A 24700-nucleotide genomic window follows, 5' to 3' on the forward strand; every position below is an offset into this window, starting at 1 on the left:
CCTGCGTGTGTGGTCCGCGTCCTACGGCTGCCGTCCGCGCAAAGCCGCCAACACGGCCGAATACAGCGCGAGTACGACCGTGAGCAGCGCGTACGAGAGGAGGGGCAGCGCCGTCAGACCGAGCGGCGGGCCGAGCGGCGAGAGCGGCAGCAGCAGTCCCGCGGCGGCCAGGGCGACTGCCGCCCAGGCGACCGGGCCCGGCCACCGTCTCCGGGCGGTGCCTCCAACCGTACGCAGGAGCAGCATCACCACCGCCTGGGTCAGAAGATTCTCGGTGAACCAGCCCGAATGGAACAGTGCTTCGTCGCCCAGGGCACCCGATCCGTGCAACGCGAGCTCCAGAACACCGAACGTGGCAAGGTCTGCGACGGCGTTGAGCGCACCGAATCCCGTGACGAAGCACAGCAGTTCGCGGGCGCGCAGGACGGCCGGGCGGCGCAGCACCTGCGGAGGGGGATGGTCGTGGGCGAAGGCGAGCTGGGCCGCGTCGAAACACAGGTTCTGCATGAGCACTTGAGCCGGGAGCATCGGCAGGAAGGGCAGCAGCAGGCCCGCGGCGAGCATCGCGATCACGTTGCCGAGGTTCGACGACAGGCAGACGCGCAGATACGAGATGATGTTGCCGGTCGCACGCCGCCCCTCCGCGATGGCGTGACCGATTGCGGCAAGGTCCTTCCCGGCGAGCATCACATCCGCTGCCTCGCGGACCACGGGCACGGCGTCGCGCGGCGCGATCCCGACGTCCGCGCTGCGCAGCGCGGGCAGGTCGTTGATGCCGTCACCGAGGAAGCCGACGGTGTGTCCGCCGGCGCGCAGCGCCCTGGCGATCCGCACCTTGTGCCCGGGAGTGCATCGGGCGAAGACCGTCGTGTGCTCGGCGGCTTCGACGAGCTCGTGATCACTCAGCCCGTCGATGCGGTCGGCCGTGAGCACGCCTCCCGCGGCCACCGCGATCCCCAGATCGCGACAGGCGCGCACGGCCGTGCCCGGATGGTCGCCGGTGAGGATCTTGACGGCGACGCTCCGGCCGGCGAGCGCCGCCAGGGCCTCGGCGGCGGTGGGCGCCACCGCGTCCCGCAGGGTGACGAAGCCGCGAAAGGTCAAGCCGCGCGTCTCGGCGGGCGAGGGCGTACGGAGGCGGGCGGTCCGTTCGGCGGTGGCGACCGCCAGCACTCGCAGACCACGCCCCGCACTGCGCGCGGCGAGAGCCGACAGCCTTTCCCGCTCCTCGTCCGTCAGTACGCAGCGCTCCAGGACGGTCTCGACCGCGCCCTTGACGGCCACCGTGTGCGTGCCGAGCCGCCCCGGGGTGCGGACGACGGCGACCGACAGGCGCCGCACCGGATCGAACGGTTCCGCCGCCACCCCCTCGTACGCCGCCGGGCCCTCCTCACCGGCCGCGCTCAGGACCGCCTCGTCGAGGGCGTCCGGCACGGGCAGATCGGCGAGCTGAAGCGTCCACCAGGCATTGACGGCGGCCCAGTGCAGCACCTCCGGGTCCTCCCGGCCCTGCCCGTCCAGCGCGCGGTGGACCGCGGGGCGGTCCCGGGTGAGCGTGCCGGTCTTGTCCAGGCACAGCACATCGACGGCACCGAGGTCGTGCAACGCCGGCAGCCGCCGCACGAGCACCATGCGCGTACGGGCCAGCACCGCGGCCCCGCGCGCCAGGCAGGTGGTGACGACGACCGGGAGCATTCCCGGGACCAGTCCCACCGCCACCGCGATCGTGAACGGCAGCGTCGCCAGACCGTGCCCGCGGAGCGCAGCGTCGGTGAGCAGCACCAGCGGCGGCACCAGCAGCATGAACCGCACCAGGGTCCAGGAGACGCCGTGCACACAGCGGTCGAACGCGCTCGGCCCGCGCCGGACCGCGAGAAGCGCATACGCCCCGGCCAACCGTGTCCGCTCGCCGGTCCCGACGACGACCGCCGTGCCGCTGCCGGACGCAACGCCGCTGCCCTGGAAGCACAGTTGGGGCACACCGAACACGCCCCCGCCCGCCACGTCCACGGTGTCGGCGGCGTCCTTCACCACCGGGGACGCCTCGCCGGTGAGTACCGCCTGGTGCACGGTCAGGCCGTGCGACCGCAGAAGACGCACATCGGCGGGCACCATGTCGCCCGGGCCCAGGCGGATCACGTCGCCGGGGACCAGCTCCTCCACGGGGATCTCCCGCTCCACCGGAGTCGCGTCCGCACCGGCGCGGCGCAGCACGGTGGCCGTGCTCACCACCAGCTCGCGCAGAGCGGTCGTCGACCGGTCGGCCCGGTGTTCCCCCTGCGCGCGGAGAGCACCGCTGATCGCGACCAGAACGAGGACCACACAGGCGGTGCCCCACGAGGCCACGGCCGCCGACACCAGCCCGGCACACAACAGCACCGCGGTGAACGGGTCGCGCAGACCGCCCACGAAGAGCCGCGGCCAGGACGGGCCGCGCCGGTCCGGCACCGCGTTCGGCCCGTAGCGGGCCAGCCGCTCCCCGGCCTCCGCCTCGGTCAGCCCGCGCGTACCGCTGTCGAGCCGCCGCAGCACCTGCAGTACGGTCGGCGCGCCCGGCTCCCCGCTCCCGGCATCGGTGACCAGGGCGTGCCGGGATGCCACGGCCTTCTCAGGCACCGGTCCCGCGCAGCCGGGCGACGGGGGCGGAGGCCTCCCCGGCGCGTGCGGCGAGCTGCCCGACCATCAGCCGTACGACGGTGACGATGTCGGGGTCGTCGACGAAGTACACCTGCCGCCGTCCTTCGCGTCGGGCGCGCACGAGGCCGGCGAGCCTCAGCTTGGTGAGGTGCTGGCTGACGGCCGGCAGGGCCCCGCCCACACGGTCCGCGAGATGCGTCACATCGCTCTCGCCCTGGGCCAGCGCCCACATGATGTGCAGCCGTGCCGACGAGGCAAGCAGCCCGAAGGCCGCGGCCGCCTCCGCCAGTACCTCCGCGGACGGATCCTCGACGCCATCGACGCCTGCCGCCACAGCCTTCTCCCGTCCCGCCCCGATCGTCACCACCGCGTTCGCGCCGCCCAGTCTAGGTGTCCGGCCCCGGAAGCCGAGCCCGCGGAGGACCGGGCGGCGCAGACGAGGGGGCGGGAGCCGCGGTGCCGGAGAGCGCCCGGAGCCCGATGAGAGTCCGTACCCGCTCGGTGTCACGCATCCTCGAGGCCTGCCGGCGCCCCCAGGCGGAAATCCTTCGGCGGAACCCCGTACGCCCTGCGGAACGCGCGGCTGAAGTCGGCGGCGCGGGGGAAGCTCCAGCGGGCGGCGAGCGCGTGGATGGGGGTGCCCCCCAGCGCCGGGTCGGTGAGATCGCGGCGGATGCGCTCCAGACGCTGCCGCCGGATCCAGGCGGCGAGTGTCTTCCCCTCGTGCTGGAAGAGACGGTGCAGGTAGCTGAGGGAGATGTGGTGAGCCGCGGCGATGGAACGCGGCGTGAGCCCGGGGTCGCCCAGGGTGCCCCCGCCGTTCACGGCGGCTCGCGCCGCCCGGTCCGGGATGACCGGAACTCGCTGCACCGTGGCTCATCGGCCCGTGGCGCCACCTCCTCCTCCCGCCTCGGCTTCCGCCGTCACCTCGTGCGCGTCGCGCGTCGGTTCGGCCGCGTCGGTTCAATGTCGCGTCACCCGGGTCCGACGGCTCGGCGCACGCCCACCCGGGGGTGGAGCGGGCGTGCGCCTCGCGGAGCGCGGATTGCTCTCCCGTGGGCCGGCGTGGGTCGCCCCCCCGTACGCCTTCAGTCCCGGACCGGTCGCCGCTCCCTCCGGGCCGGTCGCCGTTCGCTCCGGGCCGGTCGCCGCTCGTGGAGCGACCGCCGGCCGCGCACTCCCTGGACGACGAGGACCGCCCCGACGGTCCCCACCACACCCGCCAGCAGCAAGGTGTCCGGAACAGCCGCCCCGAGCCGCTGCGCCCAACGCTCCGCCGCGAACGCGCTGTTGACGCCGAGCAGACCCGGCAGCGCCGACGTCCCGTCGTACAGCAGGAAGACCGTGCCGATCACGACGAAGAGAAGCCCGGACGCCAGCGACGTCGTGTGCAGCCGCAGGCGGCCGATCCGCAGCGGCCTGCCGCGCAGCCAGCGGCGCCCGCCCAGGTCGAACCGCTCCCAGAGCAGGGCGAACAGGAACAGGGGCGCTGCCATGCCCAGCGCGTACACGGCAAGCAGCGCGCCGCCGTACGCCGGACTGCCGCCCACCGCCGCCACCGTCAGCACACTGCCGAGGATCGGACCCGCGCAGAAGCCGGCCAGCCCGTAAACCGCGCCCAGCGCATAGACGGAGGTGGCGGACGTGGGCCGGATGCGTCCCGCCGCCGCCTGGAGCCGGCGGGACGCGAAGCCGAGGCCGAGGATCTGGGCCACGCCGAGCGCGATGATGAGCCAGCCGCCCACGGCCACGAGCACGTCCCGGTGCCCGGTGAAGAGCCGGCCCGCAACGGAACCGGCCGCCCCCAGCGGCACCAGCGTGGTCGCCAGACCGAGGTAGAAGATCCCCGTCCGGGCCAAAAGCCGGGCCCGGGTCTCGATGGAGTACGCGAAGAACGCCGGGAGCAGCAGGGCACTGCACGGGCTGACGAGCGCGAGCAGACCACCCAGGAAGGCGGCCAGGTAACCGATCTCCGTCACTTGGCGGCCCCCTTGCCGCCCGGCTGCTTGCGTGCCGCCTTCGTGGCCGCGTCGATGGCCTGGTTGAAGACCTCGCCGGGCTGGGCCCCCGCGATCGGGCGCCCGTTGACGAGGAAGGACGGCGTGCTGGTCGCGCCCAGCCCGTACCCTTCCTCCTGGTCGCGCCGCACGGACGCGCGTGCCGCGTCGCTGCCGGCGTCGCGGCGGAAGCGCTTCAGGTCCGGGACGCCGGCCTCGCGCGCCAGCGCGTCCAGGCGCTCCTGCCCGAACCCCTTGGCCTTGGAGTCCTCGTCGGCGTAGGCCGCCCGGTGGAACTGCCAGAAGCGGTGCTGCCTGCCGGCCGCCCAGGCAGCGCGTGCGGCGCGTTCCGAATCCTCGCCGAATATCGGCAGGTTGCGCCACTCGATACGGAGGACGCCGCTGTCGACGTACTTCCGTACGAGCCCGGGTTCGGTGTCACGGGCGAACTTCCCGCAGAACGAGCAGGCGAAATCTGCGTATTCGACGAGGACGACTGGCGCGTCCCTGCGGCCCTGCGCCATGGCGTCCCCGGCCTGGCGTCGTGCCGGTGCGGCCGAGCCGGGCTCACCTCCGGCCGGGGACCCGCCGGTTGCGTCGGAGGCTTCCGGGCCGGGCGAGCCGGAACCGGAGGTACCGGAGCCGCCGGTTGCGAACTGGGACAGGGCGCCGAGCAGCAGCGCGGCGAGCGCGACACAGGCGCCGATGACGATGGAGCGCCGCGAGGTCCTGCGGCGGGATGGGGCGGCCGGAGCCATGAGTTCTCCTCGGACGGTGCATGCGGCAGCGGCGCACGCGTACGACGCGGCGCGCGGCCGGAGAAAGGACGGGGCAGAGCGGGGCCGGGCGCCGGCGGGAACCGCCCGGCGATGCCGTCTACACCCGTTGCACCACCGAGAGCGTCACCGGCGTACGGGGCGGCAGCGGGGGACCCGGAACGGCGGGGTGCGAGAGGAGGACCCTTGGTACGGCCCGGTCGCCGGGAACGGCCCGCTCCGCGAGCAGCGGCCCGTGATCGTACGACGGCCCGGTCCGTGGCGGGACCGACGGCTGGGTGCCCTCGTCGTCCCGCCGGTCGTCCCGGCAACCCGGCGCGTCTCCGCCGGACGAGGGAGCGAAGACCGCGGCGGACGAGGTGGGCGAGACGGTGGCGGCGTAGCTCGGGGCGGGGGTCCCGGTACGCGCGCCGGGCAGGTCCCGGTCCGCAGCGACCGCGCCTGCGGGGGTGTGGATGTCCTGCTGCGCCGTGACAGCTGACACAGCCGTAACAGCCGTAACAGCCGACACAGCCGTGACAGCCGTCACACCGGTCACAGTCACGGCCGTCACAGCGGCGGGGAGCGGCTCATGGCGAAGTGCGGCGGTTGCCCCCGGCCTGCCGACCAGCAGAGCGGCCAGGGCCAGCAGCAGACCCGTGACCACGGCGGCCGTGCGCCGTCGTGCCGGGGGAGTGCCGTGATACATGTGCCGTTCTCTTCAGGGGAGTTGGGTTCGGATGCTACCGGGGCCGGGGCCGGGGCCGGGGCCGGGGCGCGGGCTGTCGCGCGGCCCCCGGTGGCGAGGCGGATGGTTCGCGGTCTACGGCCCGGAACCGTCGTCGCCGTCGGGACCGGTCTGCTGCTGGTTCCCCGGGCCGTGTCCGGAGCTGTCGCCGCCGTCCTTGCGCTCTTGGCCGGTGCCCCCCTGGCTCGCGCTGCCGTCGCCGGTGCTCCCGTCGTTCGTGCTCCCGGACGACGAGCCGGATCCGGACGACGACGGGGAGCTGCCGGTCGGCCCTGTCGTGGTGCCGGCGTCCCCGTCCGGCTTCGACGGCGCGTCCGGGTCTGCGCCCTTGCTCTGCGACGGGTCGGGGGACCGCCGGCCGTCGCCGTTCGCGCCGCCCGAGCGGTGACCGGACTCCGGGCCGCTCGACGAAGGGGAGGGCGCGGGCGCACCGGGCCGCTGCCCGCCGTCACCCCCGTCGGGGTCACTGCCGCCGTCGCCGCCCACGATGCGGCCGACCGTGGTGCCCCCTCCGCCGCTCGCCGTCGAGCCGGTGAGCAGCTCGATGACCGTGATCGCCCCCATGGCCAGGACGAAGGCGGCCAGGGCGGCGAGCAGCGAACGCCTCCAGCCGCGCAGCCTGGTGCCGTGGGTTACGGCGTCCGTGTACGACTCGGGCGCGCCGTAGGCCGGTTGCTGCCCGGTCCCGATGGGCGCGGGCGCGCCGTACCCGAGCGGCGTCGTCCCATTGGTGTCCGGCCCGGAGGTCGCCTCGCCCACCTGCGGGAGCATGGTCGTGGCGTCGACGGGCGGTGAGTCGTGCGCCGGGTCGGCCGCCGCATCGGCCCGCGGCAGCATCCGGGTCGCTTCGACCTGATCGAGCAGCCACGTACGGGCATCGTCCGCCTCACCGCGGGACGGTGCGGGGTCGAGGATCATGGTGGGGTCGCCGTCGGCATGACTGCGGGCGTCGCGGTCCGCCTGGCCGCCGGAGTCGCGGACCGGAACTTGGCGTCCTTTGGGCTTGGCCTGTTCCGTCGCGTCGCGGATCTGCTCGCCGGTGCGCTTGAAGACATGCTGGAAGACCGTGCCGCCCGTGGTCGCGACCACACTGACGACGCCCGCTCCCAGGACCGTGCCGTACACCCCCAGCTTCGCGGCGAGAAGCGCGGCCACGACGGCCGCGATCGCACTTCCGGCGACGTGCGCCATGCTCAGCTCGGGGCTCTTCTTCTCCTCGGCCTTGGTCTCGGCCCGCAGTTCCATGGTCAGCCTCAGATTGGACGTCCTCTTGCTCCCTCGGTAAAGGAGAGCCCGGGGACGCCCGAAAGGGTTTCCGATGCGGACATATTGTGAACTTTGCCACCCGGGCAGGGGCCGCTACTGCCGTATCGGCGCCCGACGTTCTCCCCCGTACGTCCGGACCGTATGTCCGTGTCGCGCACCTGGCGCCTCCACCCCTCCAGCCGCCGCCCACGGCACAGTGGAACCATGAACGCGGACGACAGCAACGCACTGGCCCGGGGGCGCGTCGCGACCCGGCTTCCGGCCCAGGACCTGGACCGGGCACGGCGCTTCTACTCCGAGGCGCTGGGCCTGGAGCCCATCGACGAACGGCCCGGCGGCCTGCTCTACCGGTGCGGAGGCGCGGACTTCGCCCTCTTCCGATCGGCCGGTGCGTCTCCGGGGAGCTTCACGCAGATGGGGTGGGAGGTCGACGACATCGAGGCCGCGGTGGCAGAACTCGAACGGCGGGGTGTGGTGTTCGAGGAGGTCGACCTGCCCGGTCTGCGTACGAAGAACGGGATCGTGGAGATCGAAGGCAACTACCCGAGCAAGGGTGCACGGGGCGAACGCGGTGCCTGGTTCCGCGACAGCGAGGGGAACATGCTGGGCATCGGCGAGCCGGTCTTCTGACGGTCTTCTGACGGTCTTCCGACGGCTCTCCGGCCGACGCCTTTTCTGAATCGAGCGCCCGGCCGCCGCGGCCCGGTCAGCCGGTGGCGTACGGATTGCGGACGTAGTCCAGGGAGAAGTCGCCTTTGTTGCCGAAGTACTGGTCCACCAGATAGGCGGGGTCCTCGGCGATGCTGCCCTTCTGCAGGTCGCTGCCGTCGTCCTTGTCGTCCCACGCCCACGGCGTGTTCGCGGCGTTGTCGCTGCCGTCGTCGCCACGGAACGCCCCGTACTCGGCGAAGGTGACCGGATCGTGGCGGCGTTCCCACAGACCGCCCGGGGCGAAGAAGTCGACCAGCTGATACTGCACCGAACGGTCGTTGCCGCTGTCGGGGACCTCGCCGGGCGCTCCGGGCGCTCCGGGGTAGTAGACGACGCCGTCGCCGCCGCCGAACCCCTCGCCGTCCCAGCGGTACGTGCCGTGCCCCTTGGCCTCCTGGAAACTGGTCGGGTGGGAATCGCCCCCATAGGGCTGCGTCAGCAGGTCGCCGTCGATGCTCTCCCGGCCCTCGGTCCACGTACCGCCGCGCGGGACGTACGAGTAGTAGTTGTTGTGCGCCTGCGTGAGCATCGCCTCGAGGGTCCCGTACGGAGTGCCGTCTTTGCGGACGACTTCCATGACGCCTTCCATGTCGTTCTCGTGGCCGCCGAACAGCTTCCAGTCGCGGGGGTGGAAGTAGGCGTAGGTGATGAACCAGTGGGTGCCGGTCTCCACCACCGAGTAGTAGACGGTGCCGTTGAGGCGGTCCCGGTGGGTGGGCAGCGACTGCTGGTTGTTGCGGGTGTCCCAGTCGCCGTCGAAGTCGACGGCGGAGAGGTAGTCCGCGGTCGGATTGGCGTCGGCGGTGTCCTGGTAGTGGACGGGCGCCCAGCGCTGGGCGAGCTCCGCGTCGCTCGGCGCGGCCTCCGCGCTGGAGGGCAGGGACAGTAGGGTCGCGAAACACGTAGTGGCCACGAGCGAGGTCACGAGAGCAAGGCGCCGGCGCCGCATGCGTCACTCTTTTCCTTCGGAGTGTCGGATGACGACCGGACGCTAACGGGCCGCGCAGGAGCGGCACATGAGTAATGCCTGCCTCTATCTCGCGTGGGCGGGGGCGTGGGCGTGCTGGCCGACAAGGAGGGCATCGACTGGGCCCGGCGGTCCCGGCAGCCGTCCGGCTCCGTCCGTACGGCCGTCCTGGCTCCGCACGGGGGCGGCATCGAGGTCGGGACCGGCGAGCTGTGCCTGGGCATCGCCGGCTGCCGGCCGGAGCGCCCGAGTCGGCCGCTGATCTCCGGACCGGCCTACGGCTACTGGATGTTCGAGGGGCTGCGCGGTTCTGGCAACTCCGTCCTCGAAGTCACCTCGGGGCACTGCGACGACCCGATTGCGCTCGCCCTGGTCCGCGCGAGCGACTTCGCGGTCTCGCTGCACGGCTGCCGCGCGACCAGCTGACCGCCGCCCCCATGGGCCCCGCGAGGAGCGGGAACCGGGCTGTGGTCGTCGGCGGGCGGGACGCGCAGCTCAGGGCGGCGGTGAAGCGGGCGATCCGCGGGGCCTTCACGTCGACGCAGATCACGGTGCCCGACGGCAGCGACGTACCGGGGCTGGACGGCGGGGAACCGGCGAACATCGTCAACCGCACCGCCACGAGCCGCGGCGTCCAGGTGGAGATGACCACCGAACTCCGCGGCGCCATGATCGGCGACGCGTCGAGCCCGGCGAAGCGGCGCGAGACCTACGACGCTTTCGATGCCTGGTTCCGTGAGTTCTGCACGGCCGTGCGCAGCGCCATCCGTACCCGCGAGACCTGTGAACGTGCCTCCCGCCCGGCCGGGAAATTCGGAAGCCCGGGATGTGGCGAGCGCTGTAGCCTCCCCGGGTGGATACGAATCGACCTCCGCTTTTCTGCGACCTCGGCCTCGCGGAACGCATCGAGCGCGCCGAAGCGCACCTCGTCGCGAAAGGCACTGAGGCCGCCCATCGTCGCAGGGGAGACGGTGCGGGCTTTCTCAAACCCATTTCGGGTGCGGTGGCCGCTTTCGCCGAGGACGGCTCTCCTCTCAACAAAGTCGCGGGGCTCGGATTCGGCGGCGTACCGGATGCGGAGGCACTCGAGGAGATCGAGCACGCCTTTGCCGATCGTGGCGTGGCGGTGCTGGTGGAGTTGGCACATCTGGCCGACCCGGCCATCGGCGACATGCTCACGCAACGCGGGTACCGGCTCACCTCGTACGAGAACGTGCTCGGTCTCTCCCTGGCAGGCGGGTACGAGCGCGTCGAACCCGACGGGGTCACGGTCAGGGAGAGTGGCGACGAGGAGTTCGAGCGCTGGCTCGAGGTCGTCGTGGACGGGTTCGCGCACCCGGACGCACAAGGTGTGCCATCGCACGAGGAGTTCCCGTACGAGGTGATGGCCGCAGCGGTGCGCGACCTGGTGGGCGCCGCAGGCATGAAGCGTTACAGCGCACTGCGTGGCGGCGTCGTGGTCGGCGGGGCCGGCTTTCGTACGGCCGCGGGCATCGCCCAGCTCACGGGCGCGGCGACGGCACCGGCCCACCGCCGCCGGGGGGTTCAGACCGCGCTCCTTTCCGCCCGGCTCGCGGATGCTGCCGCATCGGGCTGCGACATCGCCGTCATCACCACGCAGCCGGGCTCGAAGTCCCAGGAGAATGCGCAACGCCAGGGATTTCATCTCCTCTACACCCGCGCCGTTCTGCTGAAGCAGGGTTGAGAACGCATTTGTCACCGGCTGTCCCGGCGCGTTCCGCTCGCTCGGCGCCGTTCGTCGCTGCGGTCCGCGCGCCCGCCGTCCGACGATCAGGAATGCCTGTACGGTCCCGTTCATGGTGAATTTTCGTCTCTCCCGGGCCCTGCGCCGGGCATGCGTCGCCCTGCCGCTGGTGGCTGCCCTGCTCGTGCCCACCGGTGCCGCCGGGGACGAGCGGCCCGTCCCGGAGCACCTGTTCGGCTCGGTCAACCGCACCATGCCCACCCAGGAAAAGGTCGTCGCGCTCACCTTCAACGCCGCCTGGAACGAGGAGGGCCTGGACACCGTGCTGTCCGCCCTGCGCGAGCAGCAGGCTCCGGCCACCTTCTTCCTCACGGGCGACTTCGCGGAACGTCTCCCCGACGCGGTCCGGCGCATCGCCGCGGCCGGCCACGGGATCGGCAACCACTCGCACACCCACCCGCACTTCGGCGACCTCACGCCCGCCGGACGCGCGGCGGAGGTCAATGCCGCCGACGAGGCACTCCGTGAGGCGTCGGGCACCGAGCCCCTGCCGTTCTTCCGCTTCCCCTACGGCGACACCACCCCGGGGCAGATCGCCGAGGTGAACGGCCTGGGGTACGCCGACATCGAGTGGACCACCGACACCAACGGCTACCTGGGGCCGGCGGGCGGGATGACGGTCGAGAAGGTCCTCGACCGCGCCCTGGACGCCCTCACCCCGGGCGAGATCATCCAGATGCACATCGGCCAGGGCACCGGCGAGGGCCCGGTCCTCGACGCCGAGGCCCTGCCCGACATCATCGATGCCGTCCGCGCACGCGGCTACCGAATCGTCGACCTGCGGACCCTCTTGACCCCCGCGACGAGCACGGGGGGACAGCGAGACGCCAACCCTCTGCCGTCCTGGGCTCTTCCGACCCCGGGATCCGTTGAGGACAGAGCCGCGTCATAGGGTGCCGCGCAGGCGGAAGGCCTTACGGCGCGACCTGCGATGGCGCCCCGCGACCGGACGGCCGCGGGGACGCCGCGCCGGGCACGTCGGCTCAGTACACCCCGCACGCCTGTTGCTGTCGACGCCGCACGCCTGTTGGTGTCGACGCCGCACCGCTGCCTCTCGGCCGACGCCCGGCCGCTACCAGCCGATCTGTTCCAGCCACTCGGTGGTGGTGCGCGGTTTGAGGCCCAGCTTCTGCTGGGCGCTGTTGTCGATGGTGATCGTGTTGTCCCGTACGGTGGCCAACCACTGGTAGAGGGCGACGACGCCGGCGGCTCCGGCCGCTCCGATGGCAGGGGCGAGGAGCTCGCCGAAGACCTCGGGAGTACTGGGCTCGTACGACACCGTCCGGCCGAGATGGGCGGTGAACGCCTCGGCGAGGTCGGGCCCGGTGAGGCCGGGATACTGCCCCACGGCGATCGTGCCGGTGATGTCGGTGCGGTCGAACAGGGCGGTCGCGACATCCGCGTTGTCCAGATGCGACGACCAGGAGACGGGGAAGTCCGCGCGGAGCGGGTAGCGCAGGACTCCGTCCGTGCGGACGGCATCGAGGACGGACGGTGCCAGGAGGTTCTCCAGGAACAGCCGTGGGGCGATCACCGCGTACGACAGACCGGCCTGTTCCAGGCCGCGGATCAGGGTCGGGACGGCGGCTTCGACCGGGGCCTGGAGCGGCGAGCTGGGCCGGTCGACGACCACGCCGCTGGTGGAGACCACGACCCGGCGGGGCTGTGCTGCGCGGAGCGCGGCGGCGATGTTGTGGGCATACGTCACGCGGTCCTCTTCGGCGCCGATCGGCAGGTGCACGAACACGCCGTCGGCGCCTTCGTAGGCGGCGGTCAGCTCCTGGACGGAGGAGTAGCGGGCCGCGACGATCGGGGTGCCGTGGTCGCTGGTTCCGTGCTTCCGGGCGAGTCCGACGACCTGCTTTCCGGCGGCCTCCAGCTTGGTCAGGACGGGTTTGCCTTGGGCGCCCGTGGCGCCGTGGATCACGTAGCTCATGAAGCCATTAGTGCATGGGGTGCACTGGTTACATCAACTGCACTAATGGGGTACGTTCAGAAATTGTGACGACGCACATTCCTGAGCTGCCCGAGTGCGGGGTGGCACGGTTCCTGACCGTCCTGGAAGGGCCGTGGGCGACCCTGATCGTGCGCGAGCTCCTGCCCGGCAAACGCCGCTTCTCCCAGCTGCGCGACGCACTGCCCGGGATCAGCCCGCACACCCTGACCAGCCGTCTGCGCAGGTTCGAGGCGTACGGGATCGTGATCCGCTCCGTCCATCCCGAAGTGCCGCCGCGCGTGGAGTACGAGCTCACGCCGCTCGGGAACAGGCTGCGCGGGGTGCTCGACGCGATGGCGGAGTGGGGCAGCTCCATCCCCGACCCGGATCCGGACGCCGCCGATCCCGCGGCACCCGCCGCCGATCCCGCTGAAGTCGCTCGCTGACCTGCGGAACCGGACCGTTCGGCCCCCCGGCCCCGATCGGCGACACCGAGGCCGGAGCGCCGCACCGAGACATATCCGGCGCGGTCGCCGAGGCTGAACCCCCGATCCCGCGCCACCGCCGCCCTCGGCGCCGCCGCCCCGGTGCCGGGACCTCTTCCCGAGCGGGATGTCCGCGTTGGCACATGGCCCCCGAGCGGTGGATAGTCCGAGGTATGGACGCGCCCGATTCGGCGCTTTGGCAGGCGTACGGCCATGCCGCCCGCTGGCTGGCGAGCCTGTCCGATCGCAGGGTCCCTGCCCGCGCTTCGGTCGAGGAGACCGTACGCGCGCTCGGCGCCGAGTTGCCCGACGAACCGAGCAGGCCGGCCGACGTCGTCGACCTGCTGGCAACGGCCTGTGAGCCCGGGCTGACCGCGTTTCCCGGCGGCCGCTTCTACGGGTTCGTGATCGGCGGCACCGAACCCGCCGCCCTCGCCGCGGACTGGCTGGTCAGCGCGTGGGACCAGAACTGCGTGATGCGAGCGGTCACGCCCGCGTACACGGCGGTGGAGGAGATCGCCAGTGCATGGCTGCTGGATCTGCTCGGCCTGCCCGGCGGGAGCACCGTCGGCTTCACCACAGGCGCCACCATGTCGAACTTCACCTGCCTGGCCACGGCGCGCGACACGGTGCTGCGCCGCGCCGGATGGAACACCGCCCGCGACGGTCTCACGGGCGGGCCGGCCGTACGCGTCATCGTCGGCGAGGGCCGTCATACGTCCATCGACCTGGCGTTGCGCTATCTGGGACTGGGTGAACCCGAACTGGTCGCCGCGGACGATCAGGGGCGAATCGACCCCGTGGCACTGCGCCACGCCCTGGCTGCCGGGAGAGGAAGTCCCACGGTGGTGGTCCTGCAGGCCGGGGACATCCACTCCGGTGCCTTCGACCCCTTCGCCGAGACGATTCGCGCCGCTCGCGACGCGGACGCGTGGGTCCATATCGACGGCGCCTTCGGACTGTGGGCAGCCGCCTCCCCGGCTCATGCGCACCTGACATCCGGGGGTGCGGATGCCGATTCCTGGGCCACGGACGCGCACAAGACCCTGAACGTCCCCTACGACTGCGGCCTGGCCATCGTCCGCGACCCCCTCGCGGTCCGGGCAGCCATGGGCGTCCAAGGCGACTACCTCATCCAGCACGAACACGGCGACCCCTCCGACAAGGTCCCCGAACTTTCACGGCGCGGCAGGGCCTTCACCGTGTGGGCCGCGCTGAGGTCCCTGGGCCGGTCGGGTGTGGCAGGCCTCGTGGAGCGGCTGTGCCGGCACGCATCCGCGTTCGCCGCAGGCATCGCCGGGACGGAGGGCGCCACGATCCTCAACGAGGTGGTGTTCACCCAGGTCTGCGCGGAGTTCGGCAGCGACGCGCGCACGGACCGCGTACTCGACCGGCTGCTCGAGGACGGTACGGCGTGGATCAGCGGCTCCACCTGGCACGGCCGTCGCGTCATGCGCATCTCGGTGAGCAACTGGTCGACCACGGACGACGACGTGAGTCGCGCGCTCGACGCGATACGCCGGGCAGCCGACGCCGCCTGACCGGTAACCGCGGCCTGTCCTGTGCGGAGTACTCCCCTGGGAGTACCCGTTGCCGCGTTACGGTGCCTGCTGCGGCTGTAGGCGATTGCCTGCTGTGGCCGGATGTGCTGGTGCCTGCTCGGGGGCCAGGCTGTTCTCGGAAGCGTCCCTCGCGCAGGCGCGCGGGAGATTCGCCGTGACAGCCGGGAGGTTCACCATGGACGGGTTCTTCGACCTTTCCGAGCGCGCGTACGCGGAAGTTGTTCCGGTACAGCATTTCGGGGCCGGGGAAGACTGCGCCGCGATGTGGTGGGACGTGACACTGCCGATTGTGACGGTGGACGGACATCCGGGAACCCACACCTTCGTCCTGCGTGCCCGGACGGCGGACGAGGCGTTCAATGCCGCGATCCGCGATGCCGTGACACCGAAGGCCCGGCGCAGGCGCCGCGACGCGGACATCGACACGACGGTGGCCTTTGTGACGCCGCGATCGGAGTAGAGAGCACTTCGGAGGGCGTCAGTCGACGGAGGATTTCAGCCCGACCACGATGAGTCCGAGGATTCCGGCGAGTAGGGCGGACTTGACCACAGGTCTGCCTTTGAGTCCGCCTCTGCGTGCACCGACCAGTCCGAAAGCGCTGAGGAGGAAAACGGTGAACCATACGGCGATGGCGAGTGCGATGGTCGTCGTCGCCCCGCAGAGGAGCGCCAGGAGCAGTACGAGCAGGGGGGTCAGGGCGGACTGGATGATGGGCCACTGGTTGCGCATGGCGGCAGGAAGCCGACGCCTGGAGAACGGCACTCCTTGTTCGGCGTGCACCAGTTGCTCTGCGTAGACGTGGGCGAGCCAGTAGACCGCTACCGTCGCTGGGACGTGGATCAGCACCTCGTCCAGTTCGACGGGCGGCTCGGAGTAGGCGGACATGACCGCGCCGGTGATGACGGTGCCGTAGACCGCTTGTGCCGGATGGTCCAGGGGCAGCAGCAGCCGACCCAGGGCCACTGTCCAGTCCCGCAACTGCATGGCGTCATCATTCCGGCCCCAGAGCGTTTGTGACGCAACGACACCCCCGGTCTGCCGCAGGCGTTCTTGTTCCCGGGCCGAGGGGGGCCGCGCCGCGTGCCTCAGTCCGCATGGCCTCCTTCGACAAGGACGCGGACGCTGTCCAGGCGTTGATCCGTCGCATCGGGGAGCAGCATTCCGGCCTCCACGCCGGTCCTCAGGTAGCGCAGCACCGGCTTCTTCAACCGCTCGCCCGGCACGACAGCGGGGATGCCGGGCGGGTACGGAGTGATCATCTCGGCGGCCACACGCCCCGCCGCCTCATCCACGGGTACGTCGTCCACGGTGCCGAAGAAGGCGTCCCGGGGCAGGCACGTCTGCTCGGTCCGCAGCTCGCCGGGGGAAGGCACGTCCACGGGCCGCGCGGGGGGCAGATCCCCTGCGCGATCGACGAGTTCGCGCAGAGCCCTGAGCAATGGATCCGTGGTCGACGAGTCGTCCGCATGGGTCAGTTGCGTGCTGATTCTGCGGTGGTCGGCGAGATGGACGTCGACGTGGTGGTGCTCCCTGAGCCAGTCGGCCGCCTGGTAGCCGCTGATCGGCAGCCGGTGGAGGTCGATCACGACTGGCAACGGATCGAGGTCGGCCGCGCGTCCGGGGCCCACGTACTCCCCACGTCCGTCCACGCTCAAGCCGTCGATGCCGTTGATCTCGTTCCGTACGTCGTCCGCAAGCCTCAGCGCCCCGCCGATCAGCTTTTCGCCGGACAGGACCATCTGCCGCCGCCAGCCGTCCATCCCGGCGTAGATCAGGACCGACGGACTGGTGGTCCCCAGCAGATCGGCCCGCGACTTGAGCACCGCCGGGTCGATGAGATCGCCCTGCAGGTGGAAGACCGAGCCCTGCTCCAGGCCACTGCCCATCTTGTGAATGCTGGTGACACAGATGTCGGCCCCTGCATCCATCGCCCAGGCGGGAAGCTTGGAACAGAAGGGCAGATGCGCTCCCCATGCCTCGTCGACGATCAACGGACGCTGTCGCCGGTGACACACGTCCGCGATGCCGCCGAGGTCGGCACACGCTCCGTACGGCGTCGGGCTGGTCACCAGTGCGCCCCGGGCCTCCGGGTGCGCGGCGATTGCCTCCTCGAAGGCGGCGGCCGAGGGCGGGTGGGCGATGTGTCGCTCGGCGTCCCATGCCGGGTCGACCCAGATGGGGCGCACACCGGAAAGGATCAGCCCCGACACCACTGACTTGTGGGCGTCCCGGCCCACGAGCAGCGATTCATGAGGGCCGGCCACCGTAAGCATGGCCGCTTTCACCGAGAGGGAGCTGCCGCAGGTGGAGAGGAAGGTGTGCTCCGCGCGCACGGCGTCCGCCATGAGGGCCTCGGCGCGCTCCAGAACGCCGTTCGACGCATGGCGGTCGTCGAGACCGCCGAGAGCCAGCACGTCCGAGCGGAAGACCGGCTCGCCCAGAACGTTCAGTACCTCCGGATCGGTGCCGCGGGCCTGCTTGTGGCCGGGCGGAGTGAAGGGGAGCGCCCCGGACTCGTGGTAGCGCTCCAGGGCCTCCAGGACGGGCGCTTCGTAATGATCCATGGCTCACGGGTGCCCGCGGGCGGGGGGAATTACCCGCCGGCAGCACGGTTCGGCGGGGCCCGTCGCGGCTCTCGGGGGTGCCGCGAAGGGGCCGGCCGGACCGCGTGGCCGACATGGTGCAGCTGAACCGCCACCCTGTGTGACCTCACCATGCGGGCCAGATTCGATGTGTCGAATTGCTCCCTGAATGTCTCTTTGCTCGTAGATGTGGTACTCGCTCGCCGGAGCAATCTTCACCGGCGTCCCCAGGCTCGGTGACCTGTGCGCCATGGGCAGGAGGAGATGAGGATCATGAACAACGGGCAAGTGGCCGCAGCGGTCGTCGGCGGCTATGTCCTGGGCCGCACACGCAAGGCGCGATTGGCTGTCACGCTGGCCGCAGTCGCGGCCGGCCGTGGAGTGGGAGGCCTGGGCAAGGCACGTGGCCTGATGAAGACCCCCGAGGTCGAAGGGCTTACCAAGACACTGCGCGGCCAACTGGTCTCAGCTGGCCGGGCCGCGGCAGTGAATGCGATCGGGCACCGTGTCGACGCGCTCAGCGACCGGCTGGAACACGGAGCCTCCACGCTGCGCGGCGAACCTTCCGACGAGGGCGAGGCGGCGGAGAGCCGCGAAGAGGAGCCCACGGAGGACAAGCGCGGCTCGTCGCGACGCGAGACCAAGTCCGGGAGCGGTAGCGCATCCAAGTCCCGCACCGGGACCAAGAAGTCCTCGAGCAGTACCGAGAGCAAGAGCAAGGGCGGCTCGCGCGCTTCGAGCAGGGCAAGCGACTCACGTGGTTCGGCCCAGCGGAACCGAGGGTGATGACGTATGGCTGATCGGTCCGGCGGCAGCACGAACGGACATGGCGCACTGAGCCAGGACCTGCACACCGATCGCCTGAAGCAGGAGGTGCAGGACCTCCTCATGGCGCTCGCTGAGCGGGCGATGGGTTCGCTGAGCGACAAGGTGGGCGGCGTCACCGATCGTCTGTCGGACATCGGCCCGGACGGGGGCCCGGGTCTGATGACCGCGCTCACCGGCGGAAAGTCGCCCGTGGGGGCATTGCTCGGCGGTGGCCTCTCCCGTGCGAAGGAGAAGGTCAAGGAGACCCTGACCGGTGGCGCAGGCAAGGGCGGGGGCGACAAGGACAAGAAGATCAAGGTCACCAATATCGTCGAGCAGATCGACGTGGGCGTGCCCGTCTCGACCGCCTACGACTACTGGACCCAGTTCGAGGAATTCCCGGCGTTCATGAAGAAGGTGGAGAGCGTCGAGCAGGAGTCTGAGTCCGAACTCGAGTGGAAGGCTCAGGTGCTCTGGTCCCACCGGAAGTGGCAGGCGACCATTCTTGAACAGGTCCCGGACGAGATGATCGTCTGGCAGTCCAAGGCCGAGAAGGGCCACGTCGACGGTGCGGTCACCTTCCACGAACTGTCGCCCAGTCTCACTCGCATCCTGCTCGTACTGCAGTACCACCCGCAGGGATTCTTCGAGCAGACCGGGAACATCTGGCGCGCTCAGGGCCGCCGTGCACGCCTTGAACTCAAGCACTTCCGCCGGCACGTGATGACCGATGCCTTCCTCAACCCCGAGGAGATCGAGGGGTGGCGTGGCGAGATCCACGAGGGCGAAGTCGTCAGCACCGGCGAGGAGGAGCCCGAGGACGAGCGGGAAGAAGCCGAGGACGAGTACGACGAGAGCGAGGAAGAGCCCGAGGACGAATACGGAGAGAGCGAGGGGGAGCCCGAGGACGAATACGAAGAGGAGGAGGAAGAACCTGAGGACGAATACGAGGAGGAAGAGGAAGAGCGAGAGCCCCCGGACGCAGATGAGGAAGCCGAGGACGAGGACGCGCACCCGGACGGATCCAAGGGCCGGAAAGGGAAGCCGGCGCAGAGCCCCCGGCGTCGCTCACGAGCCGCATCGAAGTGAGAGACCATGAGCATCGCCAGTCAGCGCAGCCACTACCTGGACCGGCCGTCCTCCAGCGGACTCGTCGACGTCGTCGACCTGATCCTGGACAAGGGCCTGGTCATCGACATCTACATACGCGTATCCCTGGTGGGCATCGAACTGCTCACCATCGACGCCCGCATCGTCGTCGCCAGCGTCGACACCTATCTGCGCTTTGCGGAGCGCGTGAACCGTCTCGATCTCGCCCGCAGCGGAACCGAGACCCGCGGCCTCCCGGGAATGATGGAGGAGATCCGGGAAGGCGGGGCCGAGAGCAAGACCAAAGGGGTGCTGGAAGGCGTGAAGGAGAAGGTGGGCGACGCCCTCCAGGGCGATGACGAGGACGAGGAGGAGGACGAGAAGGAGCGCGAGGAGCGTCCGCGCCGCAGCGCCCGGTCCTCCCGGCCGAGCCGCAAGGAGCGTGAGCGATGACGACCGACGAGCCGGTACCCGAACAGGCCGAACGCGCCTGCTACGTCTACGGGGTCGTCCCCGAGCCCGAGGACGCGGGAGCGCTGGAGAAGCTGCCCGCGGTAGCTGACCCCGACGCCGAAGTACGGTTTGTGGCGCGGAGCGGACTCGCCGCAGTCGTCAGCGAAATCCCGCTCGACCGTCCCCTGGGCACCCCGGAGGATCTCCAGGCCCACGCACATGTCCTGGACTCCCTGGCCGCCTCTTCCATGGTCGTCCTTCCCTTCCGCTTCGGCACCGTCCTTCCCGACGAGGAAGCCGTGATCGACGAACTGCTGGAGAACGGCCGTGAGGACTTTCTCCGGGCTGCCGAACGGCTTGCGGACCAGGCGCAGTTCACCATCCGGGCGCGTTACGACGAGGATGCCGTGCTCCGCGAGATCCTGGAGGAACGCCCGGACATCAGGAAGCTCCGGGAAGAACTTGCCGGAGCACCGGAGGAAGCGGGGCACGACGGAAGCATTCGGCTCGGGGAACTCGTCTCCCAGGCCGTCGCCGAGAAACGACGCGTGGACGCGGCCGCCGTGGAAGAGCATCTGATGCCCTTCTCGGTCGCGGTGAAGTCCGTCGAACCGGCGTCCGCCGACGGGGTCGTGGACTCGGCATTCCTGGTCGAGGATCGTCGGCGCAAGGAGTTCGAGGAGGCCGCGGAGGAACTCGCCCGAAGTTGGCACGGCCGGGTCCGGCTCCGCCTGCTCGGTCCTGTCGCTCCCTACGACTTCGTCGACGACGCGCTGAACGACACCAAGGGAGACCGGTAATCATGGGGCTGTTCACCGGACTGCTCACCCTTCCCCTCGCCCCCGTACGCGGTGTGGTGTGGATCAGCGAGCGGATCCGCGACGAGGCGCTCCGCCAGACCACCGACCCGGCGGTGATCCGTGAACGCCTCGAAGAGGTCTCGGAAGCCAGGGCCTCGGGCGAGATCAGCGAGGAGGAGGCGGCGCGGCGGGAGAAGGAACTCGTGCACCGGCTGTTCGCCTCCGGACGGACCGACAGCGGCTCGGGGGTGTGAGCGATGCCCGGGGCTGGACGTTCCAGGAACGCCGGGACGCGCGCGTCCGGATCGAAGGAATCCGAGCGCACCCGCACCGAGCCGCCCGAGCGGCAGACCGAACGCCGGGAGCGGAAGACGAAGAGCGACTCCGGTGGTTCCGGACGTACGGCCAGGAGCGACTCCGGTGGTTCCGGACGTACGGCCAAGAGCGACGCCTCCGGACGTACGGCCAAGAGCGACTCCGGTGACACCAGTCGTACGGCCAAGCGCACCTCCGGCACCACTTCTCCCGGGAAGAAGTCCACGAGCGGGACGCGCCGTCTGACGGCCAGTGATGCCGCTGTTCAGGCCGCACTCCACGTCAAGACACTCACCGGACGCGAGGCGGAGGGCGTGACCTCGCTCGAACACGGCGAGGAGGGCTGGCGCGTCGGTATCGAAGTAGTGGAGACCCACCGTGTTCCGGACTCCACCGACATCCTCGCCGAGTACCGGGTCGATGTGGACGAGGAAGGAGAGCTTCTCTCGTACCACCGCGAGCGGCGCTACTACCGCAGCAGGCCCGAGGAGAGCTGATGGGCACCGGGTGGAATCCACCGAGCCGGCGCATGGGCGAGTCCTACGAGCCCGCCCGGCGCGAGCCCGCCAACCTCGCCGACATCCTGGAACGCGTGCTGGACAAGGGCATCGTCATAGCCGGCGACATCCAGATCAACCTCCTGGACATCGAACTCCTCACGATCAAGATCCGCCTTCTGGTCGCGTCGGTCGACCGTGCCCGGGAGATGGGCATCGACTGGTGGGAGCACGACCCGACCCTTTCGGCGGGCAAGCGCGACGTCCTGGAGGAGAACGAGCGGCTGCGCCGCAGGATCGGTGACCTCGAGGCCCGGATGACGGAGGAGCTGGAATCCCGGCGCCGTGCCGGCGGCGGCGAGGAGCGCGAGGTGCGCGAGGAGTTGCCCGGCCGATTCGAGGAGGACACGTCGCGGCCGGAGGGCCGGGACGCGGGACGCCGCCGTTCACCGCGCACCGAAGCCGGGGAGGAGGACGAGCCGTGAACGACCAGCAGGAGCCCAACGCCACGTGGGTGTACGCGGTCTCCCGCGCCACCGCAGCCGGCTCGCCGCTCCTCGGAAGCGAACTGCCCGGAGTGGCCGGCGAGACCGTGCGCCGTGTCGAGAGCGGGGATCTCGCCGCCGTCGTCGGCTCCGTGCCGCTGACCGACTTCAGCGAACCGGCCCTCCGTGAGCACCTGGAAGACCTCCACTGGCTGGAGGAAGCGGCACGCGCCCACCACCGGATCATCGATGCCGCAGTCGCCGCGCTCCAAGCCGTCGTCCCCTTGCGCTTCGCGACCGTCTACCACGATGACGACCGGGTCCGGTCCCTTCTCGAGCAGCGGCACGAGGACCTTCTCGCGGCGCTGGAACGCGTGGAGGGCCGTACGGAATGGGGCGTCAAGGGCTACGTCGATCCCCGCAGGTTCGCTGCCGGTGACACGGCCCCCGCGGGCGGGCAGGGCGAGGCGACCGGCACGCCACGGGAGCGCGGCGGGGGAGGGGGGCGGCCCGGGACGAACTATCTGCTCCGCCGGAAAGCGGAACGGGAAAGCCAGGAAACCGCCCACGAGCGCGCGATCCAGCGGGCGGCGGACATCGACGCCGCACTCGCCTCCCTGGCCGCCGCCCGAGCCGAACACCGCCCGCAGGACGCACGACTGGCCCAGTACGAGGGCTGGATGGTCCTCAACCACTCCTACCTCGTTCCCGACGACCGTGCGGAGGAATTCGCGGCCCTCGTAGCCGACTTGAGAGCCCGCTTCCCCGACGTACGCCTGGAACTCAGCGGGCCCTGGCCCCCGTACTCGTTCACCGGAACGGGTCCCGAGACCGAGTCCGCCCAGCCGGCGGTGGACACGGGCGCAGTAGCGCATGGCCCATACGCGGACACCACCGAGGACGAGGTGTAGACCGTGACCGGCGCCCCGCCCGCGCGCGCCGCCCCACAGGGTCTGCGGGGGCGCGAGATCGCACTCGTCGACCTCTTGGACCGGGTACTCGCCGGCGGTGTGGTGATCAGTGGTGACATCACCCTGACCATCGCCGACATCGACCTGGTGCAGATATCGCTGCGTGCGCTCGTGGCCTCCGTACGCGATGCCGTCACCCAGCAGGGCGAAGACGCCCTGAGCCGAGGAGGAGGCGGCGAAGCGGGGGACACCGGAGGTCCCGATGCCCCCGCGTGAGAGGAGGCACGGCGCGGCCCACCACGCACCCCGCGAACGAGAGCCCGGGCGGGATGCGTCCGGTGTCCGCCGCCGCCTCGAAGTCGACCCCGAATCGGTCGAACGCGGCCTTGCCGGCCTGGTGCTCACGATCATCGAACTGCTCCGGCAGCTCATGGAACGCCAAGCACTGCGCCGCGTCGAGCAAGGGGGCCTGAGCGACGAGCAGATCGAGAAGCTCGGCCTCACCCTGATGGCGCTGGAGGAGCGTATGGACGAACTCCGTGAAGAGTTCGGCCTGGAGCCGGAGGACCTCAATATCGACCTCGGCCCGCTCGGGCCGCTGCTGCCCCGCGACTGACGGTCGCCGCCGCCGGTGGCCGTCCGCCGGTTTTCTCCCGGCCGCGTGGGTACCCCGAGCGGACGGATGACGAAAGGAATGTGTCATGAATCGTCATGCCTCCTCGCGCAGCGACAGCATGCGCGTCGTGGTCGTCGGTGCGACGGGCAATGTCGGTACCGGCGTGGTGCAGGCGCTCGCCGACGACCCCGCGATCGACTCCATCGTCGGCATCGCCCGCAGACGGCCCGAGTGGGCACCCGCGAAGACGACCTGGGTGGAAGCGGACGTCGGTGAGGGCGACGGCCTCGTCGAGCTGTTCCGCGGCGCGGACGCGGTCGTCCATCTCGCGTGGCTCTTCCAACCCACGCACCAACCGGTCACGACGTGGCGCACCAACGTCCTGGGCTCCATCGGCGTCTTCGAAGCCGTCGCCGCGGCACACGTACCGGCGCTCGTGTACTCCTCGTCGGTCGGCGCTTACTCACCCGGGCCGAAGAAGCAGGCCGTGGACGAGTCCTGGCCCACCCATGGCTGGCCACAGGCCGCGTACTGCCGGGAGAAGGCCTATCTGGAACGGGTCCTGGACTCCTTCGAACTCGACAACCCCCAGGTGCGGGTCGCCCGCATGCGGCCGGGGTTCATCTTCAAGGAGGAGGCGGCCACCGAGCAACGCCGTCTGTTCGCCGGTCCCTTCCTCCCGCAGAGCCTGGTCCGTCCCCGGCTGCTGCCCGTGGTGCCTGATCTCCCCGGGCTGCGATTCCAGGTGCTGCACACACAGGACGCGGCCCAAGCCTTTCTGGCGGCGGTCACCCGGCCCGCTCGGGGAGCCTTCAATCTGGCCTCGGACCCGGTCGTCGATGCCGAACTTCTCGCCGAGCTGCTGGGTGCGCGTGTCGTACCGCTTCCGGCGGCACCTGCCCGTGCCGCGCTGGCCGCCGCATGGCGACTCCATGTGCTCCCCGCCTCTCCCGACCTCTTCGATGCCGTCCTGCGGCTGCCGGTCATGAATACGAGCAGAGCGCGTGCGGAACTGGACTGGGCTCCCCGTCACACCGCGCAAGAGGCCTTGACCGACTTCCTGCGCGGACTCCGGGAGGGCTCCGGCAAGGGGACCCCTCCGCTGGCGAAGAACCGCCCACGCCGCCGCTTCCACGAACTGGCGACGGGGGTGGGACAGCGCCCTTGATTCGTCAATGCCCGCGGTTCTTCACGGCCGCCGACCTCGGGCAATGGGCGGGCCCCCGGCCGGTCGCGGACCCACGCGAGTGCCACCTCCAGCGGGCTGGTGGCAAGGCCGTCCGCCGCCGTGACGACGGCGTCCACGACGCGGCCC

28 protein-coding genes and 2 pseudogenes are annotated in these 24700 nt (G+C 70.9%); 19 read left to right on the forward strand and 11 right to left on the reverse strand.

What is annotated here, in order from left to right; genetic code table 11:
* Window positions 1-21 precede the first annotated feature (21 nt).
* The 7 genes and pseudogenes from mgtA to AB0M26_RS23520 form a co-directional block, all read right to left on the reverse strand.
* Window positions 22-2601: a magnesium-translocating P-type ATPase gene (mgtA, locus tag AB0M26_RS23490; RefSeq protein WP_365263778.1), complete on the reverse strand. Its 2580-nt coding sequence runs from the start codon at window positions 2599-2601 to the stop codon at window positions 22-24.
* A gap of 7 nt (window positions 2602-2608) precedes the next feature.
* Entirely contained in the window at window positions 2609-2971 is a 363-nt protein-coding gene (locus tag AB0M26_RS23495; RefSeq protein WP_365263779.1) for a metalloregulator ArsR/SmtB family transcription factor, read from the reverse strand.
* 170 nt (window positions 2972-3141) lie between these two features.
* A pseudogene (locus tag AB0M26_RS23500) lies at window positions 3142-3444 on the reverse strand (helix-turn-helix domain-containing protein); the annotation flags it as partial.
* 281 nt (window positions 3445-3725) lie between these two features.
* Window positions 3726-4616, reverse strand: coding sequence for a cytochrome c biogenesis CcdA family protein (locus AB0M26_RS23505; RefSeq protein WP_365263780.1), 891 nt, complete (start codon window positions 4614-4616; stop codon window positions 3726-3728).
* Window positions 4613-5392, reverse strand: a complete 780-nt coding sequence (locus AB0M26_RS23510; protein WP_365263781.1) for a thioredoxin domain-containing protein — start codon at window positions 5390-5392, stop codon at window positions 4613-4615. Before AB0M26_RS23510 ends, AB0M26_RS23505 begins: the two co-directional genes overlap by 4 nt.
* A 118-nt stretch (window positions 5393-5510) precedes the next feature.
* Complete coding sequence (locus AB0M26_RS23515; protein ID WP_365263782.1) at window positions 5511-6098, reverse strand: hypothetical protein; 588 nt, start codon at window positions 6096-6098, stop codon at window positions 5511-5513.
* Window positions 6099-6212: 114 nt separating this feature from the next.
* Window positions 6213-7382 (reverse strand): hypothetical protein, encoded by a 1170-nt coding sequence (locus AB0M26_RS23520; RefSeq protein WP_365263783.1) that lies wholly within the window; start codon window positions 7380-7382, stop codon window positions 6213-6215.
* A gap of 225 nt (window positions 7383-7607) precedes the next feature.
* On the opposite strand from AB0M26_RS23520, the gene AB0M26_RS23525 reads away from it, so the two are divergent.
* The gene (locus AB0M26_RS23525) at window positions 7608-8033 is read left to right on the forward strand and encodes a VOC family protein (RefSeq protein WP_365263784.1); all 426 of its coding nucleotides are present in this window, start codon (window positions 7608-7610) and stop codon (window positions 8031-8033) included.
* 76 nt (window positions 8034-8109) lie between these two features.
* Here the strand turns inward: AB0M26_RS23525 and AB0M26_RS23530 are convergent, their stop codons facing one another.
* Window positions 8110-9063: a hypothetical protein gene (locus AB0M26_RS23530; RefSeq protein ID WP_365263785.1), complete on the reverse strand. Its 954-nt coding sequence runs from the start codon at window positions 9061-9063 to the stop codon at window positions 8110-8112.
* A 111-nt stretch (window positions 9064-9174) separates the two neighbouring features.
* Here AB0M26_RS23530 and AB0M26_RS23535 point away from each other — a divergent pair, with 111 nt between their 5' ends.
* From AB0M26_RS23535 to AB0M26_RS23550, 4 genes and pseudogenes are all read left to right on the forward strand, one after another.
* Window positions 9175-9507: a poly-gamma-glutamate hydrolase family protein gene (locus AB0M26_RS23535; RefSeq protein ID WP_365263786.1), complete on the forward strand. Its 333-nt coding sequence runs from the start codon at window positions 9175-9177 to the stop codon at window positions 9505-9507.
* An 11-nt stretch (window positions 9508-9518) separates the two neighbouring features.
* Window positions 9519-9797: pseudogene (locus AB0M26_RS23540) on the forward strand (poly-gamma-glutamate hydrolase family protein); the annotation flags it as partial.
* Between the two features lie 137 nt (window positions 9798-9934).
* Complete coding sequence (locus AB0M26_RS23545) at window positions 9935-10786, forward strand: GNAT family N-acetyltransferase (RefSeq protein ID WP_365263787.1); 852 nt, start codon at window positions 9935-9937, stop codon at window positions 10784-10786.
* 112 nt (window positions 10787-10898) lie between these two features.
* Complete coding sequence (locus AB0M26_RS23550; protein ID WP_365263788.1) at window positions 10899-11738, forward strand: polysaccharide deacetylase family protein; 840 nt, start codon at window positions 10899-10901, stop codon at window positions 11736-11738.
* Window positions 11739-11918: 180 nt separating this feature from the next.
* Here AB0M26_RS23550 and AB0M26_RS23555 read toward each other — a convergent pair whose 3' ends face one another.
* Window positions 11919-12782, reverse strand: coding sequence for an NmrA family NAD(P)-binding protein (locus AB0M26_RS23555; RefSeq protein ID WP_365263789.1), 864 nt, complete (start codon window positions 12780-12782; stop codon window positions 11919-11921).
* 65 nt (window positions 12783-12847) lie between these two features.
* On the opposite strand from AB0M26_RS23555, the gene AB0M26_RS23560 reads away from it, so the two are divergent.
* The 3 genes from AB0M26_RS23560 to AB0M26_RS23570 all read left to right on the forward strand — a co-directional run bounded on the left by AB0M26_RS23560 (window position 12848) and on the right by AB0M26_RS23570 (window position 15289).
* The gene (locus tag AB0M26_RS23560; RefSeq protein ID WP_365263790.1) at window positions 12848-13228 is read left to right on the forward strand and encodes a helix-turn-helix domain-containing protein; all 381 of its coding nucleotides are present in this window, start codon (window positions 12848-12850) and stop codon (window positions 13226-13228) included.
* Between the two features lie 212 nt (window positions 13229-13440).
* The gene (locus AB0M26_RS23565; protein ID WP_365263791.1) at window positions 13441-14808 is read left to right on the forward strand and encodes a pyridoxal-dependent decarboxylase; all 1368 of its coding nucleotides are present in this window, start codon (window positions 13441-13443) and stop codon (window positions 14806-14808) included.
* A 196-nt stretch (window positions 14809-15004) separates the two neighbouring features.
* A complete protein-coding gene (locus AB0M26_RS23570) occupies window positions 15005-15289 on the forward strand; it encodes a hypothetical protein (RefSeq protein ID WP_365263792.1) in 285 nt (94 codons plus the stop codon).
* An 18-nt stretch (window positions 15290-15307) separates the two neighbouring features.
* On the opposite strand, the gene AB0M26_RS23575 is transcribed toward AB0M26_RS23570, so the two are convergent.
* Together AB0M26_RS23575 and AB0M26_RS23580 are read right to left on the reverse strand one after the other, a co-directional pair.
* On the reverse strand, window positions 15308-15814 hold the full coding sequence (locus AB0M26_RS23575; RefSeq protein ID WP_365263793.1) for a hypothetical protein: 507 nt from the start codon (window positions 15812-15814) through the stop codon (window positions 15308-15310).
* Between the two features lie 101 nt (window positions 15815-15915).
* Window positions 15916-17394: an ornithine decarboxylase gene (locus AB0M26_RS23580; RefSeq protein WP_365263794.1), complete on the reverse strand. Its 1479-nt coding sequence runs from the start codon at window positions 17392-17394 to the stop codon at window positions 15916-15918.
* Between the two features lie 291 nt (window positions 17395-17685).
* Between AB0M26_RS23580 and AB0M26_RS23585 the strand changes: the two genes are divergently transcribed.
* The 11 genes from AB0M26_RS23585 (at window position 17686) to AB0M26_RS23635 (ending at window position 24553) form a co-directional block, all read left to right on the forward strand.
* Window positions 17686-18198, forward strand: a complete 513-nt coding sequence (locus AB0M26_RS23585) for a hypothetical protein (RefSeq protein ID WP_365263795.1) — start codon at window positions 17686-17688, stop codon at window positions 18196-18198.
* 6 nt (window positions 18199-18204) lie between these two features.
* Window positions 18205-19308, forward strand: a complete 1104-nt coding sequence (locus AB0M26_RS23590) for an SRPBCC family protein (protein WP_365263796.1) — start codon at window positions 18205-18207, stop codon at window positions 19306-19308.
* A gap of 6 nt (window positions 19309-19314) precedes the next feature.
* Window positions 19315-19761, forward strand: a complete 447-nt coding sequence (gene gvpJ, locus AB0M26_RS23595; RefSeq protein WP_365263797.1) for a gas vesicle protein GvpJ — start codon at window positions 19315-19317, stop codon at window positions 19759-19761.
* Window positions 19758-20561 (forward strand): GvpL/GvpF family gas vesicle protein, encoded by an 804-nt coding sequence (locus AB0M26_RS23600; protein WP_365263798.1) that lies wholly within the window; start codon window positions 19758-19760, stop codon window positions 20559-20561. The genes gvpJ and AB0M26_RS23600 overlap by 4 nt, the downstream gene beginning before the upstream one ends.
* 2 nt (window positions 20562-20563) lie before the next feature.
* Window positions 20564-20815 carry a c-type cytochrome biogenesis protein CcmI gene (gene ccmI / locus AB0M26_RS23605; protein ID WP_365263799.1) on the forward strand — a complete coding sequence of 84 codons (252 nt, stop codon included), beginning with the start codon at window positions 20564-20566 and terminating at the stop codon, window positions 20813-20815.
* 3 nt (window positions 20816-20818) lie between these two features.
* On the forward strand, window positions 20819-21373 hold the full coding sequence (locus AB0M26_RS23610; protein ID WP_365263800.1) for a gas vesicle protein: 555 nt from the start codon (window positions 20819-20821) through the stop codon (window positions 21371-21373).
* Window positions 21374-21405: 32 nt separating this feature from the next.
* The gene (locus AB0M26_RS23615) at window positions 21406-21858 is read left to right on the forward strand and encodes a gas vesicle protein (RefSeq protein WP_365263811.1); all 453 of its coding nucleotides are present in this window, start codon (window positions 21406-21408) and stop codon (window positions 21856-21858) included.
* Entirely contained in the window at window positions 21855-22769 is a 915-nt protein-coding gene (locus tag AB0M26_RS23620; protein ID WP_365263801.1) for a GvpL/GvpF family gas vesicle protein, read from the forward strand. Before AB0M26_RS23615 ends, AB0M26_RS23620 begins: the two co-directional genes overlap by 4 nt.
* Before the next feature lie 3 nt (window positions 22770-22772).
* The gene (locus AB0M26_RS23625; protein WP_365263802.1) at window positions 22773-23045 is read left to right on the forward strand and encodes a gas vesicle protein; all 273 of its coding nucleotides are present in this window, start codon (window positions 22773-22775) and stop codon (window positions 23043-23045) included.
* A complete protein-coding gene (locus tag AB0M26_RS23630; protein WP_365263803.1) occupies window positions 23032-23385 on the forward strand; it encodes a gas vesicle protein K in 354 nt (117 codons plus the stop codon). Before AB0M26_RS23625 ends, AB0M26_RS23630 begins: the two co-directional genes overlap by 14 nt.
* A gap of 85 nt (window positions 23386-23470) precedes the next feature.
* A complete protein-coding gene (locus AB0M26_RS23635; protein WP_365263804.1) occupies window positions 23471-24553 on the forward strand; it encodes an NAD-dependent epimerase/dehydratase family protein in 1083 nt (360 codons plus the stop codon).
* Window positions 24554-24700 lie beyond the last annotated feature (147 nt).

Source organism: Streptomyces sp. NPDC051776, from assembly GCF_040681345.1.
Classification (GTDB): Bacteria; Actinomycetota; Actinomycetes; order Streptomycetales; family Streptomycetaceae; genus Streptomyces.